This window comes from Gammaproteobacteria bacterium, assembly GCA_013151035.1.
In the GTDB taxonomy this organism is placed as follows: Bacteria; Pseudomonadota; Gammaproteobacteria; order JAADJB01; family JAADJB01; genus JAADJB01.
The window spans coordinates 41,889-59,941 of record JAADJB010000023.1 but is presented as its reverse complement, the minus strand read 5'-3'; the positions used below and the strand labels follow the sequence as shown (position 1 = coordinate 59,941).

Below are 18,053 nucleotides of genomic sequence, written 5' to 3'. Positions count from 1 at the left end.
ATGATAGTAGCGGAGAGTAAAAATTTGCAGGGTGAGTTGTTACTGAATGAACCCATGTCAGCACATACCAGTTGGCGTGTAGGTGGGCCGGCACGGTGTTTTTATCGTCCACAGGATCAGATGGATCTGGCTGTTTTTTTACAAGGCTTGCCGTCAGATGAATCAGTCATGTGGTTGGGGCTGGGTAGTAATGTATTGGTTCGTGATGGTGGTTTTCAGGGTGTCGTGATTGCTGTTTATGGTGTTATGAATGAGGTGAGTTTTGTTGCTGACAATACCTTGCGCGCAGGTGCCGGTGCGAGTTGTGCGGTAGTGGCGAGACAAGGCGCACGGCAGGGGTTGACCGGGCTTGAATTTCTGGCGGGTATACCGGGCACGATGGGTGGTGCGCTGGCAATGAATGCGGGTGCCTTTGGTGGAGAAACCTGGGACAGAGTGAAGTCGGTAGAGACTATTGATCGTGCCGGAAATCTGCATACCCGTTTACCGGATGAATATGCGGTGGCCTACCGTTCAGTGCGAGGACCAGCACAGGAATGGTTTGTATCGGTAGATCTACTGTTGACTCCTGGTGATGCCGAGCAGGCATCAATGCGAATCAAAAAATTGCTAGAGCAGCGTTCCAGTAGTCAGCCGACTAATCAACCGAGTTGTGGTTCGGTCTTTCGTAATCCGGAACATCACCATGCGGCACAATTGATTGATAGTGCCGGGATGAAAGGAGTTTGTATTGGTGGTGCTTGTGTGTCAGAGAAGCATGCTAATTTTATTATTAATTGTGGTAATGCAAGTGCGCTGGATATTGAGCTATTAATGCACAAAATTCAGCAAAGGGTTGAGCAGGTGCATGGTATATGCCTGATGCCCGAGGTGCATGTGGTGGGTGATTCATGCAGTTGATGGCACAGGATATTGATCGCGCTGGTAAGGTTGCCGTGTTGATGGGTGGGCGTTCAGCGGAGCGTGACATCTCATTAAAGAGTGGGCAGGCGGTGCTCGATGCGTTGTTGCGTTTAAAGGTGGATGCGCATGCTATTGATAGTGCTGATCAGGGTTTTGTGCAGACCCTGGTGGGTGAAGCGTTTACACGGGTCTTTATTGCCCTGCATGGGCGTGGTGGTGAGGATGGCGTTATACAGGGTTTGCTGGAGACATTAGGTCTCCCTTATACCGGTAGCCATGTGCTGGCCTCAGCGCTGGCAATGGATAAAGTCCGTAGCAAACAGGTATGGATGGCGGAAGGCCTGCCAACTCCGGAGTTTGTTCGTTTACAGCAAGGTGATGAGATTGATTCATCGGCCCTGGTGGATAATCTGGGGCTACCCCTCATCGTCAAGCCGGCACATGAAGGTTCCAGTATTGGTATGACCAAGGTCAATGATAAAGATGAACTGGAGACAGCTTGTTTATTGGCGTTTCGTTATGACCATGAAATCCTGTTGGAGTGCTGGGTTGAAGGCGATGAATATACTCTGGCGATTCTAGCGGGTGAGAATCTGCCATTGATTCGTTTGCTAACACCCCATGAGTTTTATGATTTTGATGCCAAGTATCTGTCGGACTCTACTGAGTATCAATGTCCTTGTGGTTTGCCGCCGCAACAGGAGCAGTTGTTAGTTGTTATCGCCCGACAGGCCTTTCAGGTGCTTGGTGCAGAGGGTTGGGGGCGGGTTGATTTTATGCTGGATAAACAGGCGCAGCCCTGGTTGATCGAGGTTAATACCGTGCCTGGCTTGACCGATCATAGTCTGGTACCGATGGCGGCATGTCAGACCGGTATGGGGTTTGATGAGCTGGTGTGGAAAATTTTATTGAGCGCTATGGATAACGCGATAGAGAGGGTGAACTGATCATGGCTAAAAAAAAGAAGCAGGGTCAGGCAAAAAGAAACAGTGGGAAGAGCGGTTTTGTTATGCCGCTGTCATTGCGCTATTTATCCTGGTCATTACTAGTGTCGATGGTTGGCGGGGTTTTTGTCTGGGGCTGGATTGCCTTGCATGATCCTGAATTGTTGCCGTTGCAGGATGTGCAAGTGGCAGGTGATTTTTTATGGCTGGATACAACGGATATTGATGCGGTTGTGCGTCCTCATCTGGGTGATAGCTTCTTTTCGGTGGATGTTGATTCCTTGAAAGAACGGATTGAGGCGTTGCCCTGGGTTGCTCGTGTATCGGTGCGACGTATCTGGCCTGATAGCCTGTTGATTCAGGTGCAGGAACATCATGCCCTGGCGCGCTGGGGTGCCGATGGTCTGGTCAGTGATCAAGGTGTGTTGTTTTATCCTCAAGGATTATTACCGGATAACTTGCCTGTGCTGGAGGGGCCGGATGGGCAATTGAAACTGGTGTTGAAGCAGTATCAGGCTATGCAAAAAATAATTGCTGGTATGGACCGGAAGATTGTGAGTTTGGTATTGGATAAACGTCGTGCCTGGGATTTGTGGATGGATAGTGGTGTTGAATTAAGGTTGGGGCGTAAGGATGTTTATCAACAGTTGTTGCGTTTTGTAGAAGTGTACCCCCAGGTGTTTTCCGGGCAACGATATGGCCGGCATGTTGTGGATATGCGTTATAGCAATGGTTTTTCTGTACGTTGGGATAATCGGAGTTTACAGGCGGCTAATGGTCGTCAGCAGGAGAGATTATAAATGTCAAAAAAGACTGAGAAAGACATGATTGTTGGTCTCGATATTGGCACCTCCAAGATTGTAGCAATTGTCGGTGAGATTACTGTTGATGGTGATGTTGAAATTATTGGTATTGGTTCACACAAGTCACAGGGTTTGAAGAAAGGTGTGGTGATTAATATTGAATCGACCGTGAAGTCTATTCAGCGCGCTGTTGAGGAGGCTGAATTGATGGCGGGGTGTCAGATTAATTCGGTTTATGCCGGGATTGCCGGTAGCCATATTCGTAGTTTGAATTCACACGGCATTGTCGCGATACGCGATAAAGAGGTGATGCAGGGTGATGTTGAGCGTGTCATTGATGCTGCGCGTGCCGTTGCTATCCCCGCTGACCAACGTGTTCTTCATATCTTGCCGCAGGAATATATTATTGATCGTCAGGAAGGTATTCGTGAGCCCATTGGTATGTCGGGTGTACGTATGGAAGCAAAGGTACACCTGGTGACTGGTGCCGTGAGTGCCGCCCAGAATATTATTAAATGTGTGCGTCGTTGTGGTCTGGAGGTTGATGACATCATTCTAGAACAGTTGGCCTCCAGTTATTCAGTATTAACCGAGGATGAAAAAGATCTCGGTGTGTGTCTGGTGGACATCGGTGGTGGTACGACTGATATTGCTGTGTTCACAGGAGGGTCTATTCGTCATACCGCTGTTATTCCGGTGGCGGGTGATCAGGTGACGAATGATATTGCTGTGGCATTGAGGACACCAACGCAGTTTGCGGAAGAGATCAAGATTAAATATTCCTGTGTGTTATCGCAGTTGGCCGGAGGCGATGAAACGATTGAAGTGCCCGGTGTGGGTGACAGGCCTGCGCGTCGGCTGGCTCGCCAAACCCTGGTTGAGGTGGTGGGGCCACGCTATGAAGAATTGATGATATTGATTCAGTCTGAATTGAGGCGTAGTGGTTTTGAGGATTTGGTGGCTGCCGGTATCGTGCTGACCGGGGGTAGTTCGAAGATTGAGGGTTTGATTGATCTGGCAGAAGAGATATTTCATATGCCAGTACGTCTTGGTGTGCCGCAGGATGTTAGTGGGCTGGTTGAGGTGGTGCGTAACCCGATTTATGCAACGGGTGTTGGTTTATTGAAGTACGGATTGGAACATTGTAATAAACCTCCGGTGGGGGGTGGTTTTGGTACCGGAATCAAGGGGGTTCTGGAGAGAATGAAGAGTTGGTTTCAGGGTAATTTTTAATTTGAATACGGTTGTTTGATAATGCCTGGAGGGGTTGTTATGTACGAGTTAGTCGATAGTTATAGTCAGGGTGCAGTGATTAAGGTGATCGGTGTTGGTGGTGGTGGCGGTAATGCTGTTCAACACATGGTTAATGCTAATGTGGAGGCCGTAGAGTTTGTTTGTGCGAATACTGATGCACAGGCAATGATGGATATTAGTGATGGTGTTTGTTTGCAATTAGGGACGGATATTACCAAGGGGCTTGGTGCGGGTGCTGATCCAGAGGTTGGTCGTAAGGCGGCAATGGAAGACAGAGATCGTCTGGAAGAGGTGATCCGTGGTGCTGATATGTTGTTTATTACTGCCGGCATGGGTGGTGGTACCGGGACGGGTGCTGCACCTGTTGTTGCCCAGGTGGCAAAAGAGCTTGGTATCCTGACGGTTGCTGTTGTGACCAAACCCTTTGGTTTTGAGGGTGATAAACGGATGAAGGTGGCTGAGGCAGGTATTGCTGAGCTGAGTCAGCATGTGGATTCGCTGATCACGATACCGAATGAAAATCTGCTGGATGTGTTGCCGGAGGATGTCGGTTTAATGGAAGCATTTGGTGAGGCTAATGATGTCTTGTTGGGTGCCGTGCAAGGTATTGCTGATTTAATTACCCGTCCAGGTGAAATGAATGTCGATTTTGCTGATGTGCGCACAGTGATGTCAGAGATGGGTATGGCTATGATGGGTTCGGGTTCGGCTACAGGCGCTGATCGTGCTAGAGAAGCTGCTGAGGCGGCGGTGGCCAGTCCGCTACTGGAGAATGTAAATCTGACGGGTGCGCGTGGCATCCTGGTTAATGTGACCGCGTCGAATCTAGGGCTGCGTGAATTTTCTACAGTGGGTGATACCATTAAGAGCTTTGCCTCTCCTAATGCAAACATTGTGATTGGTACCGCCATTGATCCTGAACTGGGGGATGAGGTTCGTGTGACCGTTGTGGCAACGGGGCTGGGTGGGGATGTGCAGAAGCAACAGGAAGAAGCGCCGGTTATTGCGATGGTTAAACCAGCAGCAGTGGATGCTGCAACGGATTACGATATCCCTACTATGATTCGTAAAAATCCGACCAAAATGGAAGAACCTCGAGTGATGAAGAAGGAAGATTTTGATTATCTGGATGTTCCTGCCTTTTTGCGCCGTCAGGCAGATTAAGTTTAACAGGGTTTTGTTGGGTTGATGGTTGGTTGTGTAGGTTGGGTTAGCGATTTATCGCGTAACCCAACAGGGTCGCTTCTTACCCTGATTAATGGTAGAATTCGCGCCATTGTTTGGCTTTAGCCAATGATTTCCAGATGGTTTTACAAAGAGATTACCCATAGTATGATTTGTCAGCGTACCCTGAAGAACATTATTCGCGCTACCGGTGTGGGTTTACACACGGGTGAGAAGATATATATGACACTGCGTCCAGCGGCGGTTGATACAGGGATTGTCTTTCGCCGCACGGATCTGGATGAACCAGTGGAGATTCGGGCGCGGACCGAAAACGTGGGTGATACACGTCTGTCGACAGCTATTGTGAATGGTGATGTACAAATTTCTACCGTTGAACATCTGTTATCCGCCTGTGCCGGGCTGGGTATTGATAATGCCTATATTGATCTAAGTGCCCCTGAGGTGCCTATTATGGATGGCAGTGCCGGGCCCTTTGTCTTTCTGATACAGTCAGCTGGAATCGAGGAACAAAAGGCAGCGAAACGTTTTATCCGTATCAAGCAAGAGATCAAAGTGAGTGATGGCGACAAATGGGCCTGTTTCAGACCCTTTGAAGGTTTTAAGGTCGGCTTTACGATTGATTTCGATCACCCTGTTTTCAAGGGACGTGGGCAGTGTGCTGAAGTTGATTTTTCGACGACCTCCTTTGTACGTGAAGTGAGTCGTGCTCGCACCTTTGGTTTTATGAATGATATTGAACAGTTACGCGAACGCAAGTTGGCCTTGGGTGGGAGTCTGGATAATGCCGTCGTGCTTGATGACTACCGTATCCTGAATGAGGATGGCTTGCGTTATAGTGATGAGTTTGTGAAACACAAGATTTTGGATGCAATTGGCGATCTTTATTTGCTGGGCCATAGTCTGATTGGTTCATTTCATGGTTATAAATCGGGTCATACACTGAATAACAAGTTATTGAATGCCTTGTTGTGTCAGCAGGATGCCTGGGAATCAGTGACCTTTGAAGATGATGAATTGGCACCGATCTCGTTTGTTCAACCGGTCGCAGCGATGTAGAGGGTTAATGTCTGTCAGGAATGAGGGGAGAGGCGTGATAGTTTTAATAATGCCTCAGCGAGTTCCGGGTCTTGAATAGAATTTGCGGTTTTTTTCAGTAATTCAGCGTTTTCCTTTGATAGGGTTGTGGCCTGTCGGGTTGGTTTTTGGGGTTCTTTGGCTTGTGGACGGATTTTTACCTGAATCTTGTTGATCGGTGCACGATAACGCTTTTTCATGTGCTGGATAATCTGTGGTGTCAGGTAGCGTAAGCGTGTTGCCCATGCTGCGGAGTTGGTGATGATAACCAGTAATTTATCGTGCAGTATGCCTGCCTGACAATGTTGATGCATGGCAAACGGGATGATTTCATGCAGTAGATCAGTGAGATTGTCTGACTGTTTTATCTGTCGTTGTAATTGTTTGAGTTGGGGATAACGCCCATTTTTAATGAGTTGCTGGATACGAATAGGGTGTTTACTGGGCATAGTGGTTGTTTTATCGTCTTTTTTGCAGAATTTTAGAGATAAGTTGCTTGATTTCTAATATAATTTCGCTACGAATGCGTCGTCGTTAACTGTCGCCTGATTTGAGTATTAAACCAGTCTATGATCGATATCATACTCTTTAGCAAGGTTAAGGGAAGACCTGGAAGTATCAATCTTTCTGAATCACGCCCCTTCCTGTTAATGGTTAGTCTTATTGCTTTGGTATTCACGCTATTATTTGTCTCTGGTTATTATCTGGGGCAGCGCGTCGCTGAGGAACAGCCTCTTATTACGGTTAATGACTGGCAGTCCTTGCTCAATGCGCAGCAACAGGAATTGGCGCAGATGGAGCATGTTTCACAGATTAATCTGGATGCATTGGCATTACGTCTGGGGCAAATACAGGCACAGATGGTGAGAATGAATGCCTTTGGTCAGCATCTCACTGAGATTGCCCAGCTGGATTATGGGGAATTTAATTTTGCCGAGATGCCCGCAGTGGGTGGTGCTAATACCGCTGAATATCTGCAGGCCATATCAATTGAGGATTTTATTGTCACCATGCGTGAGTTATCGCTACAGATGGATGATCGTCAACAGCAGTTATTGGTGCTAGAGGCAATGATTCTTAACCAGAATTTAGTGGATCAGGGGATGCCTAGCGGTAGGCCGATTAATAAAGGCTGGTTATCTTCTCGTTTTGGTCAACGCACCGATCCTTTCAGTGGTCGTCAGGCAATACACAAGGGCGTTGATTACGCGGGTAAGATGGGGAGTGATATTATTACGGTAGCGGCTGGTGTGGTGACCTGGTCTGGTCAACGTTCAGGTTACGGTAATATGGTTGAGGTGAATCATGGTAATGGCTATGTAACACGTTACGCTCATAATCAAAAGAATTTGGTCGTTATTGGTGATACAGTCAAGAAAGGTCAGTGTGTGGCATTGATGGGGTCAAGTGGTCGTTCGACCGGGCCCCATGTTCATTTTGAAGTGTTAAAGAATGGCAAGACAGTCGATCCTGTGCGTTATGTTAATAGTGCGCGCGGGTAGTGGCAGGCTTGCAGTTATAATCACAATTATTCGGTATTATTCATGCTTGGTAAATTAATAAAAAAGATATTTGGTAGTCGTAATGATCGTCTGATTAAAAAGATGATGCTGACGGTCGATAAGATTAATGCGTTGGAAGAAGGCATTGCTGCTTTAAGTGACGAGGCATTAAAGGGGAAAACGGATGATTTTCGTTCTCGTCTGGAATCAGGGGAAGAGTTGGATATACTTCTACCAGAGGTCTTTGCTGTTGTGCGTGAGGCCAGTAAGCGCGTGTTGGATATGCGTCATTTTGATGTGCAGCTGATTGGTGGTATGGCCCTGCATCAAGGCAAGATAGCCGAGATGAAGACGGGAGAAGGCAAGACCCTGGTGGCGACATTGGCTGTTTATTTGAATGCCTTGCCGGGGCATGGTGTTCATGTGGTTACCGTTAATGATTATTTGGCGAGTCGTGATGCCGAGTGGATGGGGCGTTTATACGATTTCCTTGGGCTGAAAACGGGCGTTATTGTTGCGGGTCAGGATGCTACTGAGAAACAGGCGGCCTATGCCTGTGATATTGTCTATGGCACCAATAATGAATTTGGTTTTGATTATCTGCGTGACAATATGGCCTTTCGACTGGAAGACAAGATGCAAAGAGATTTGCACTTTGCTGTTGTTGATGAGGTTGATTCCATCCTGATTGATGAGGCGCGCACGCCACTGGTTATCTCCGGGCCGGCCGATGATGCGGGTGATTTGTATACGCAGGTTAATCAGTTGGTTCCTGCGTTGACTCGACAGGAAAAGCGAGAAGAAAAAGCGGAGGGAGAAGATGAATATGGAGCCGGAGATTATAACGTCGATGAAGAACATAAGCAGATTCATCTCAGTGAAGATGGTCATCAACATGTAGAAGATTTGTTGATGGATGAAGGACTTCTTGGTGAAGGTGAAAGTCTGTACGATGCGACTAATCTGGGTTTAATGCATCATGTGATGGCCTCTCTGCGTGCCCATGTGTTATTTCATAAAGATGTAGATTATATTGTTCAGGATCAGCAAATTGTGATTGTTGATGAGTTTACTGGGCGCACGATGCCGGGTCGACGCTGGTCAGAGGGGCTGCATCAAGCACTTGAGGCTAAAGAAGGTTTGCAGATCCAGAGTGAAAACCAAACGCTGGCTTCAATCACCTTCCAGAATTATTTCCGCCTGTATAAAAAATTATCAGGTATGACCGGTACGGCTGATACTGAAGCCTATGAGTTTCAACAAATCTATGGTCTAGAAGTGTTGGTGATTCCTACTCATCAGGGTATGAATCGTACTGACCACGGGGATCTGGTATACCTGACGACCGAGGAAAAGTTCCAGGCGATCAAGGATGATGTTAAGGATTGTCAGCAGCGGGGGCAGCCTGTGCTGGTTGGTACAGCATCTATTGAAACATCAGAGTTACTCTCCGGTTTGTTGCAGAAAGATGGCGTTAAACATGAGGTGTTGAATGCCAAACAACATGAAAGAGAGGCGCATATTGTTGCCCAGGCCGGTGCGCCTGGTGCGATAACCATTGCGACCAATATGGCTGGTCGAGGTACGGATATCGTGTTGGGTGGTAGCCTGGATGAGGAGCTGAAGGGTGCTGGTGAAATATCTGCTGAACAGGAAAGTGCCATAAGGGATGCCTGGCAGCAACGGCATAATCTGGTGCTGGAAAAAGGCGGGTTGCATATTATCGGTACCGAGCGCCATGAATCAAGACGGGTTGATAATCAGTTAAGAGGGCGTTCAGGTCGACAGGGTGACGTTGGATCCAGTCGCTTTTATCTTTCCTTAAACGATAATTTAATGCGCATCTTTGCCTCTGACAGGATGTCCGGGTTAATGCAGAAACTGGGCATGGAAGAGGGTGAGGCTATTGAACATCCATGGGTCACCAAGGCCATTGAGAATGCACAACGTAAGGTTGAGGCACAGAATTTTGGTATCCGTAAAAGTCTGTTGGAGTTTGATGATGTCGCGAATGATCAGCGTCGAGTGGTCTATACCCGCCGTAATGAGTTAATGGCAGCTGATGATGTCTCTGATGTCGTGGATGTTATGCGGACAGATGTACTTACCCATTTGATTAATAACTTTATTCCCCCGGGTAGTCTGGATGAGATGTGGGATGTTGCAGGCCTGGAACAGGCGATTGAACAGGACTTTGCCCAGCCCATGCCGATTCAGCAGTGGCTGGATGAGGATGATAATCTGCATGAAGAGACCTTGCGTAACAAGATACTGGATGAGGTGGTCAATGCCTATAAGGATAAAGAGACACAGGCGGGCAGTGATGTCGTGCGCCATTTTGAAAAGTCGGTGATGTTGCAAGTGCTGGATGGTAGCTGGAAGGAACACCTGGCAGCAATGGATTATCTACGCCAGGGTATTCATTTGCGTAGTTATGCACAGAAAAATCCCAAGCAGGAATATAAGAAGGAATCATTTGAAATGTTCACCGATCTGCTTGAACGTATCAAGCATGAGGTGGTGGGAATTATCTCCAAGGTGCAGGTGCGTGCAGAGGAAGATGTGCAGGCAATGGAGCAACGCAGGACGAAACAGACCCCTATGAGTTTTCGGCATGCTGATTTTAATAATCCGGAGACGACAAAGATTCACGATCCTGACGCTGAAGATGCCGAAGATACGGGGGATCATTCTCCCTTTGTGCGACAAAATAAAAAGGTTGGAAGAAATCACCCTTGTCCTTGTGGTTCGGGTAAGAAATATAAGCAGTGTCATGGTAAGTTGAGTTAACTTTTTAATCCGAGGCATGAATCGCTCTTCTCTATCAGAGACACGCCGTGAATACATCCGTGTAGGCTCGATGCCCGCATCCCTGCGGGCAACGGTCTCTGCCAGAGAAGAGCGATCCCTGCCTCCTGAGTTAACGGGGCAGTAGTGAGGTAGCATTGAAATTATTACCAGTTAAGGGTATTCGTCTGGGTACGGTTGAGGCCGGGATTCGTTATGCGGATCAGCGTGATCTGGTGGTGATTGAGATTGCCAAGGGTGCGCACTGCGCTGCGGTTTTTACTCGTAACGTCTTTTGTGCAGCCCCGGTTCAGTTGGCGAGGGCACATCTTCAGCAAACGCTGCCTCGTTATCTTTTGGTTAATACGGGTAATGCCAATGCCGGAACCGGTGATCAGGGTTTATTGAATGCTGAAAAATCCTGTGAGGTGCTGGCGCAGCTAGTGACTTGTACAACACAGCAGGTGTTGCCCTTTTCAACCGGGGTGATTGGTGAACAATTACCCATATCCAGGCTTGAAGCCGGTATTCAGCCTGCTCTGAATGCCCTGGATGTTGATGGCTGGGAGGCAGCGGCACACGGTATTTTAACCACTGATACTGTTGCCAAAGCCTGTTCCCGGCAGATGCAGGTCAATGGTAGAAGCATTACCTTGACAGGTATCGCCAAGGGTTCCGGCATGATTCGCCCTGATATGGCGACCATGCTGTCTTTCATTGCGACGGATGCTGATATCGAGATTAATCTGTTACAAGATGCCCTGCATGCGGCGGTTGATCAATCGTTTAACCGGATTACGGTGGATGGTGATACCTCTACTAATGACTCTTGTGTGTTGATGGCGACCGGGTGTTCAGGTGTGGGTCTCGTTGCTGGCGATGCGGCATGGGGTGATTTTTGTCGGCTACTGGTTGAACTTTGTGTGGAATTGGCACAGGCCATTGTTCGTGATGGTGAGGGCGCGACCAAGTTTGTTACAGTGACGGTTGCGGGCGGTGCCGATAGTGCAGAATGTTTGGCGGTGGCGGATGCCATTGCCCACTCACCCCTGGTAAAGACGGCGCTGTTTGCCAGTGATCCGAACTGGGGTCGTATTCTTGCCGCGGTGGGTCGAGCGGATGTTGATGGCTTGGATATTGCTACTGTCGATCTTTACCTGGGTAATGTTCGCATTATACGCGGAGGTGATCCTGATCCGGATTATAGCGAGGAGCAGGGTCAACACGTTATGTCACAGAATGAGATTACTATCCGGGTAGAATTGGGTCGGGGTGAGGTTGAAGAATCCATGTGGACCTGTGATTTCTCATATGATTATGTACGCATCAACGCAGAATATCGATCCTGATTGCTTGCGTGTAGCCGTTGCGGTTATTCGTGATAAGAGGGCTCGGGTCTTAATTGCAAAGCGTCCTGATAATGTTGATCAGGGTGATTTGTGGGAGTTTCCCGGAGGGAAGTTGGAGTCAGGTGAGTCGTCTTATCAGGCTCTATTGCGTGAGATAAAAGAAGAGCTTGATCTTGAGGTGGTTGCGGCTCATCCCTTGATTCAGATTCCTTATTGTTATCCCGACCGCAAGGTCTTGCTTGATGTCTGGCTGGTGGATGAATTTCAGGGTGTGATGCATGCCTGTGAAGGTCAGCCTGTGCAATGGGTGTCGCAGGATTTATTGGCTGAATATTCATTTCCACAGGCTAACCGAGCGATTATTCATGCCATTAGATTGTCAGATCGTTATCTGATTACCCCGGATTCAACACCTTATAGTCAACCGATGTTTCTGGATGATTTGCGTATTAGTCTGGAAGCGGGTGTGCGTCTGGTGCAATATCGTGATCCGCTACTTTCAGCAAAAGATTATCAGGATTATGCTGGCCCTGTTGTTCAGTTGTGTCAGGAATATGGTGCAGATATATTATTGAATGCCGATGCAGCAATGGTTTCTGCCTGTGGTGCGCAAGGAGTTCATCTGAATGGGGATCGCTTGTGGTCATTATCAGAAAGACCTCTGGGCGAGGCGCAATGGGTTGCAGCCTCCTGTCATACGCGAGATGATTTATTACAGGCGGCTCGTATTGGTGTGGATTTTGTCGTCTTGTCTCCAGTCAAGGTAACACAGAGTCATCCCCATGCTGTGCCTATCGGGATGGCTGCTTTGGCAGGGTTGATTCGTGATGTCGGATTTCCGGTCTATGCCCTGGGAGGGATGTTGCCTGTCGATCTAGGTGAGGTCAGGGCTTGTGGTGCACAAGGTATTGCCGCGATAACAGGTTTGTATGGGGTTTCCGGGTATAAAGCATGTCAATAAATAACAATAAGTTTAGTGATATTGCCCGTGACATGATGAGTGGTGTCGTGCAGATCCATGTTGAAGGTAATATAGAAGAAGATATTCAATCGGTATTGAACCCTGCCATCAGGATACCCGGAACCTGGTCAGGCTCAGGCTTTTTCGTTAAGTATGGTGATCTTGAAGGTTATATCGTCACTAATGCTCATGTGGCCAGGAATGCGGTAAAGATTGAAATAAGTTCAATGCTTACAAGTGAAGAAAGATTTAAAGCAGAGCTTGTTGGGCTGGTGAAAAAACTTGATCCTGATGTGGCTTTACTTAAGCTCACCGTGAAGGAATTACTTCGTTTTAAAAAGCTTGCGCTGAGGAATATTGAGTACCTTCAACTGAGGGAAGGATCAAGCCCATCACGCGGTGAAAAAATAAAGGCAATTGGATACCCTATGGGCATGGTCGAGCCCAATATTACCGGGGGTGAAATAACCAACTTTGTATCAGGTTCAGAATATACAACAGAAAGATTTGTAACGAATGCCGCTATCAATCCAGGTAATTCGGGTGGGCCAAGTATTGATGAAGATGGCAATGTGGTTGGTTTGAATACCTCGGTCATCATTGATGCGGACAATATTGGTTTTATAACGCCGGCAGGATTTGTAAAAATTATTATTGATAACTTGTTGCAGCATAATGAACCTCAATTTTCCGGGTTCGGTGGTATGTTGCAAAAAAATACAGAAAACTTTAACGCTCTGTTAAAACAATCAGTAGCAAAAGGTGTAATCGTTGCCAGTATCAAACCATGTGGTTTTCTTGAAGCGGCAAAGATGAAGAAGCGTGATGTTATTTTGTCTGTTAATGGTGTGGAGTTTGATCGTCATGGTATTGTTATTGGTAAAGAAGGTTCTTTTAGACATAAAAATATATACGATGTAATAAAACTGATACCCATAGGTCAATCTGTTGAGATGGCTTATCTTAGAGAGGGTGAGTTACATACAGTGCAAGCTATTGCTATGCGTAACCCTGAGAGAAGTGTCGTCTCTAACCCCATTATTGATGAGAGAAAATACCTTGAGATTTTTGGTATGGTTATCCAGGAATTAAGTATAGACATTATCGAGGCAATGCGTGAAGTGGATGCCAACGCACAGATTGATATGTTACAAACTATTGAGCAGGAAAGGCCAACGTTGGTGGTTACACACATACATCAGGGTACACAGGCAGATGAAATGGAATGGTTCGCAGGTGAATTGATTGTGAAGGCAAATGAGAAAGAGGTTCATACTCTGAGCGAGTTGCAGGTGATATTTGATGACAATATGGATGGTGCAATAGTGTTGGAGTGTCGTAATGGCCGGATTGGCTGTTTTCGCGTTGTGTCCCCTATATGATACAGCAAGAAATCTCGAAACTGATGTCTTGATCTGCCTTGCAGGGTCTTTCCTGTGGTGATATCTGTTGAAGAAAACGTACGCTGAAACGATGGCGTCCGCCGCTGATCTCGGCAAAGAAGGGGGAGTCTGTGGGTAATGCAACTCTTACCATCTGACATGGGCTGTTGGCATCAAGATTTTTTTGCCAGAAGCCTTTTTTGGCAAGTTCACTGGTGAATAGATTGCTGTCCCGGGTAAGTCGTAGAATCAGTTTTATTGATTGCGCAATGGCATCAAAGTGAGATAGCCAGGATGCAATATCATGGAGTCGTTTCTCTGCTGGTTGTTGTAACCAGAAATGGTAGGTGGGCAGATCAAAATCACAACTGCCACCGGGTATGCTATTGCGTTGCTGAATGTTGTTTATGAGTTCGTGGTCTTTTAATGGTGCAATGAGTTGTCCACCCAGATTGTGCAGTTGGTCAATTAGTGTATCCATCTCGTCAAGGATGAGAGCGAGTTGCTGACGATCAACCTGTGGGTTTTTTTCCAATCGGGCAAGATTGACGGTGTGTCGATCCAGTTCTTTCATTACTTCGGTTTTGAGGTCGCTACGGGTAAAGATATCCAGTATTTCAAGAAACCCCGAGAGTGCAGCGCGACTGTCCCAGGCATTATTACCGGATAGGTGATAACGGACTTGCTGGAACAGTGCCTCTAGTCGTAAAAAGGCGCGTATACGTTCGTTTAGAGGCTGTTCATAGATAATTTTGTGTTGAGCTGTTTGTGGTGATTCGGCCACAGGAGAGTCTTCCGGTATGTTGCTGGCAGCATTTTTCATTACTAAGGAACCCCTGATCAATTATATGTTATGCCTGGCTTACAGGTCTGTTCGTGATCAAGGCATGGTTTTGAAGCCATGCCTGGGTCTGGTAAAAAATCATAACGCCGAGCACGGACAGACCTGTAAGCCCCTACGGGCGCGGTCTGAAGCGCACATTTGCTACGTTACAACTCTCGCCAAGGACTCAGGCCATTAGCTTCGAATTGCGCCTTGCAACTGCACTCTTCAGGTCACGCAGTCACAATATATAATTGATCAGAGGTTCCTTAATGATTATTCCTCAATTCCCCCTGCCCCCGCACGGGAACAAGCATAGACTTTATGCGTGTTTTCTATGCTTGTCCAGTATTATCTAGCTCTGGCGAGGTCTCGATATTTATTATCAAGTATCTCTACCTGTTGATATAGATGCTCCAGGTTAGCATCATTATAAATAATGTCATCGGCTTTGCTGATGCGCTCCTGGCGTGTCGTCTGGCTGTCGATAATCGCCTGTATACTGGCAGTAGAAGTCTTGTCGCGTTGACTGGCTCGTTGTCGTTGGTTCTGTTCCGGAGTATCAATAACCAGTATGCGATCAATGAGGTCAGTAAATCCGGTTTCAAATAATAAAGGAATAACAAGGATGCAATAAGGGTCGTGCAGGCGTGCCAGTTGTTCGCTCATACCTTGGTGGATCAGGGGATGTAGAATAGCCTCAAGTTGTTGGCGCTTGTTATTATCTGCGAATATCAATGTGCGTAATCGGCTACGATCCAGTGTGCCATTACTGTGGATATATTCTTTCCCAAAACATTGGCTGATACGGGTTAGTGTCGTCTGTCCTGCCTGAGTTAGTTGATGGGCAATTTCATCGGCATCAATGATGGGTGTATTGAATGAAGCAAATAATCGGGCTGCTTCACTTTTTCCGCTAGCGATACCCCCCGTGAGACCAATGCGCAGCATCAGTAAGCAAGTCCAGCCCAGTTAAGGTAGGCACTGGTGATTGCATCCCCTTGAAATAATGCAATGATACCTGCGCCAGCCAGGTAAGGGCCAAAAGGAATGGGGATCTGACGGTCACGACCAAGGATCAGGATCATAGCAATACCAACAACAGCACCGACCAGGGAGGATAACAGGATAATAGTAGGAAGGAGTTTCCATCCCATCCAGGCACCGAGTACGGCGAGTAGTTTGAAGTCACCATAACCCATCCCCTCTTTGCCTGTTAGCAGACGGAACAGGTGGAAGATGCCCCACAGTGAGAGATAACCCAATACTGCCCCGAGTATGCTGTCTTGCAGGCTGATATAGATGCTATGGTAATTGAACAGTATGCCAATCCAGAGTAACGGCAGGGTGATGACATCGGGCAGGATCTGATGATCAATATCAATCATGGTGAGTGAGATCAGTGACCAGAATAACAACAGAGTACCTAGTAGTGCCCAGCTAAAACCAAAGTGCCAGGCAAGCAAGCCGGATAATAGGCCTGTGATGGCCTCAATGATCGGGTAGCGCGGTGAAATAGCTTGTTTGCAGTTTGCGCATTGACCACGGAGTAACAGATAACTCAATATCGGTATGTTCTGTAGTGCGGTAATTTCATGCTTACAGTGGGGGCAATGAGAGCCAGGCCAGAGTAAGCTAATCGCCTTGGGTGGTTCTTCGTTATGTTCCGGATTTAGCAGAACCTTGCACTGGTGTGTCCATTCCTGGTTCAGCTTTTTGGGTAGTCGATAGATCACTACGTTGAGAAAGCTACCGACCATTAAACCCAGTATTAAGGTGCTGATGATGAGCAAGTTCTGGTTTTGTTGTAATAGTTCAATCAAAGCTTCCATAGTATTCTCTTTTATACCACTGAACCCATCTTGAATATGGGTAGATACATGGCGATGATCAAGCCACCAACAAGTACACCTAGTACCGCCATGATAATAGGTTCTAACAGGCTACTTAGACCATCAACAGCATCATCGACCTCTTGTTCATAGAAGTCAGCCACCTTGCCCAGCATGTGATCCAGGGAGCCGGATTCCTCACCAATGGCGACCATTTGAATAACCATGTTCGGAAAAACATCGGCACTGGTCATTGCCTCTTGTAGTTGTGTTCCGGTTGAGACCTCATCCTTCATGGCTAAAATAGCATTGGTATAAACTACGTTGCCGGTGGCGCCAGCCACATTTTGTAGTGCCTCAACCAATGGCACGCCAGCAGCAAACATGGTTGCCAGGGTGCGTGCGTAGCGCGCGATGCATGCCTTGTTCAATATCTCACCGACGATAGGTAAGTTTAATAGTAATCGGTCAACGCCTCGATTAAAGGCCTTGGATCGGCGGTTGGCCTGTGAGATACCATTCTTTATTGCCCAGAGTGTGCCGAGTACTGCCCACCACCATTCCTGCATCCATTCGGATAGTCGAATCACCATTTGTGTAAAGGCAGGAAGGTCGGCACCAAAGCCATTGAATAATTCTTCAAACTGGGGAACCACAAAAATCAGCAGGATAGCAGTAACAATAAAGGCAACGATCAGTACCGCTACCGGATAGAACAGAGCCTTTTTGATCTTGCTCTTTAAAAGTTCGGTTTTTTCCTTGTAGGTTGCAATCTTGTCCAACAGGGTATCAAGTACACCCGCCTGTTCACCTGCCTCAACCAGATTGCAAACTAGATCATCGAAGTATAAGGGGTGTTTGGACAAGGCCTCAGCCAGGTTGCTACCGCCTTCAACATCAGCCTTAACCTCCATGATGAGTTTTTGCATGCTGGCGTTGTCATGCCCACTGCCGATAATGTCAAAGGATTGAACCAGCGGTACCCCGGCGGCCATCATGGTTGCCAGTTGGCGAGTGAAGATAGAAATGTCCTTGGGTAATATCGGCTTTGGTGATCGTGCATTCGCAAAAAAATCCGATTTCTTCTTCACCTTGATTGGGGTAATGCCCTTGCGTCGCAGTTCGGCCTTGACCATAGCCGGGCTTTTGGCCTCAGTTATTCCCTTAACCTTCTTACCGGCCTTGTTGGTGCCTTCCCAGTTAAACTTACTTAGTGCCTTTTTTTTTGTTGCCAAAATTAGAAACCCTCTA

General features: G+C 47.3%; 16 protein-coding genes. 11 read left to right on the top strand and 5 right to left on the bottom strand.

Annotated elements, in window-relative coordinates; genetic code table 11:
* From murB to GXP22_05680, 6 genes are all read left to right on the top strand, one after another.
* Positions 1–900: a UDP-N-acetylmuramate dehydrogenase gene (murB, locus tag GXP22_05705; GenBank protein NOX08972.1), complete on the top strand. Its 900-nt coding sequence runs from the start codon at positions 1–3 to the stop codon at positions 898–900.
* Entirely contained in the window at positions 900–1,850 is a 951-nt protein-coding gene (locus tag GXP22_05700; protein ID NOX08971.1) for a D-alanine--D-alanine ligase, read from the top strand. The genes murB and GXP22_05700 overlap by 1 nt, the downstream gene beginning before the upstream one ends.
* 2 nt (positions 1,851–1,852) lie before the next feature.
* Positions 1,853–2,647, top strand: a complete 795-nt coding sequence (locus GXP22_05695) for a cell division protein FtsQ/DivIB (GenBank protein NOX08970.1) — start codon at positions 1,853–1,855, stop codon at positions 2,645–2,647.
* Positions 2,648–3,883: a cell division protein FtsA gene (gene ftsA / locus GXP22_05690; GenBank protein NOX08969.1), complete on the top strand. Its 1,236-nt coding sequence runs from the start codon at positions 2,648–2,650 to the stop codon at positions 3,881–3,883.
* A 39-nt stretch (positions 3,884–3,922) separates the two neighbouring features.
* A complete protein-coding gene (ftsZ, locus tag GXP22_05685; protein ID NOX08968.1) occupies positions 3,923–5,068 on the top strand; it encodes a cell division protein FtsZ in 1,146 nt (381 codons plus the stop codon).
* Positions 5,069–5,236: 168 nt separating this feature from the next.
* Entirely contained in the window at positions 5,237–6,148 is a 912-nt protein-coding gene (locus GXP22_05680; GenBank protein NOX08967.1) for a UDP-3-O-acyl-N-acetylglucosamine deacetylase, read from the top strand.
* A 14-nt stretch (positions 6,149–6,162) separates the two neighbouring features.
* Here the strand turns inward: GXP22_05680 and GXP22_05675 are convergent, their stop codons facing one another.
* Positions 6,163–6,615 carry a DUF721 domain-containing protein gene (locus GXP22_05675; GenBank protein NOX08966.1) on the bottom strand — a complete coding sequence of 151 codons (453 nt, stop codon included), beginning with the start codon at positions 6,613–6,615 and terminating at the stop codon, positions 6,163–6,165.
* A gap of 120 nt (positions 6,616–6,735) precedes the next feature.
* On the opposite strand from GXP22_05675, the gene GXP22_05670 reads away from it, so the two are divergent.
* The 5 genes from GXP22_05670 (at position 6,736) to GXP22_05650 (ending at position 14,147) form a co-directional block, all read left to right on the top strand.
* Positions 6,736–7,668 carry a M23 family metallopeptidase gene (locus GXP22_05670; protein ID NOX08965.1) on the top strand — a complete coding sequence of 311 codons (933 nt, stop codon included), beginning with the start codon at positions 6,736–6,738 and terminating at the stop codon, positions 7,666–7,668.
* Positions 7,669–7,710: 42 nt separating this feature from the next.
* Positions 7,711–10,458 carry a preprotein translocase subunit SecA gene (secA, locus tag GXP22_05665; protein NOX08964.1) on the top strand — a complete coding sequence of 916 codons (2,748 nt, stop codon included), beginning with the start codon at positions 7,711–7,713 and terminating at the stop codon, positions 10,456–10,458.
* Between the two features lie 155 nt (positions 10,459–10,613).
* Complete coding sequence (argJ, locus tag GXP22_05660; protein ID NOX08963.1) at positions 10,614–11,804, top strand: bifunctional glutamate N-acetyltransferase/amino-acid acetyltransferase ArgJ; 1,191 nt, start codon at positions 10,614–10,616, stop codon at positions 11,802–11,804.
* Positions 11,773–12,765 (top strand): Nudix family hydrolase, encoded by a 993-nt coding sequence (locus GXP22_05655; GenBank protein NOX08962.1) that lies wholly within the window; start codon positions 11,773–11,775, stop codon positions 12,763–12,765. Before argJ ends, GXP22_05655 begins: the two co-directional genes overlap by 32 nt.
* Entirely contained in the window at positions 12,756–14,147 is a 1,392-nt protein-coding gene (locus GXP22_05650; protein ID NOX08961.1) for a trypsin-like serine protease, read from the top strand. The genes GXP22_05655 and GXP22_05650 overlap by 10 nt, the downstream gene beginning before the upstream one ends.
* Here the strand turns inward: GXP22_05650 and zapD are convergent.
* The 4 genes from zapD to GXP22_05630 all read right to left on the bottom strand — a co-directional run bounded on the left by zapD (position 14,140) and on the right by GXP22_05630 (position 17,938).
* The gene (gene zapD / locus GXP22_05645) at positions 14,140–14,970 is read right to left on the bottom strand and encodes a cell division protein ZapD (protein ID NOX08960.1); all 831 of its coding nucleotides are present in this window, start codon (positions 14,968–14,970) and stop codon (positions 14,140–14,142) included. The genes GXP22_05650 and zapD overlap by 8 nt on opposite strands.
* Positions 14,971–15,321: 351 nt before the next feature.
* A complete protein-coding gene (locus GXP22_05640; GenBank protein NOX08959.1) occupies positions 15,322–15,921 on the bottom strand; it encodes a dephospho-CoA kinase in 600 nt (199 codons plus the stop codon).
* Positions 15,921–16,802: a prepilin peptidase gene (locus GXP22_05635; protein ID NOX08958.1), complete on the bottom strand. Its 882-nt coding sequence runs from the start codon at positions 16,800–16,802 to the stop codon at positions 15,921–15,923. The genes GXP22_05640 and GXP22_05635 overlap by 1 nt, the downstream gene beginning before the upstream one ends.
* Before the next feature lie 11 nt (positions 16,803–16,813).
* Complete coding sequence (locus GXP22_05630) at positions 16,814–17,938, bottom strand: type II secretion system F family protein (GenBank protein NOX08957.1); 1,125 nt, start codon at positions 17,936–17,938, stop codon at positions 16,814–16,816.
* Positions 17,939–18,053 lie beyond the last annotated feature (115 nt).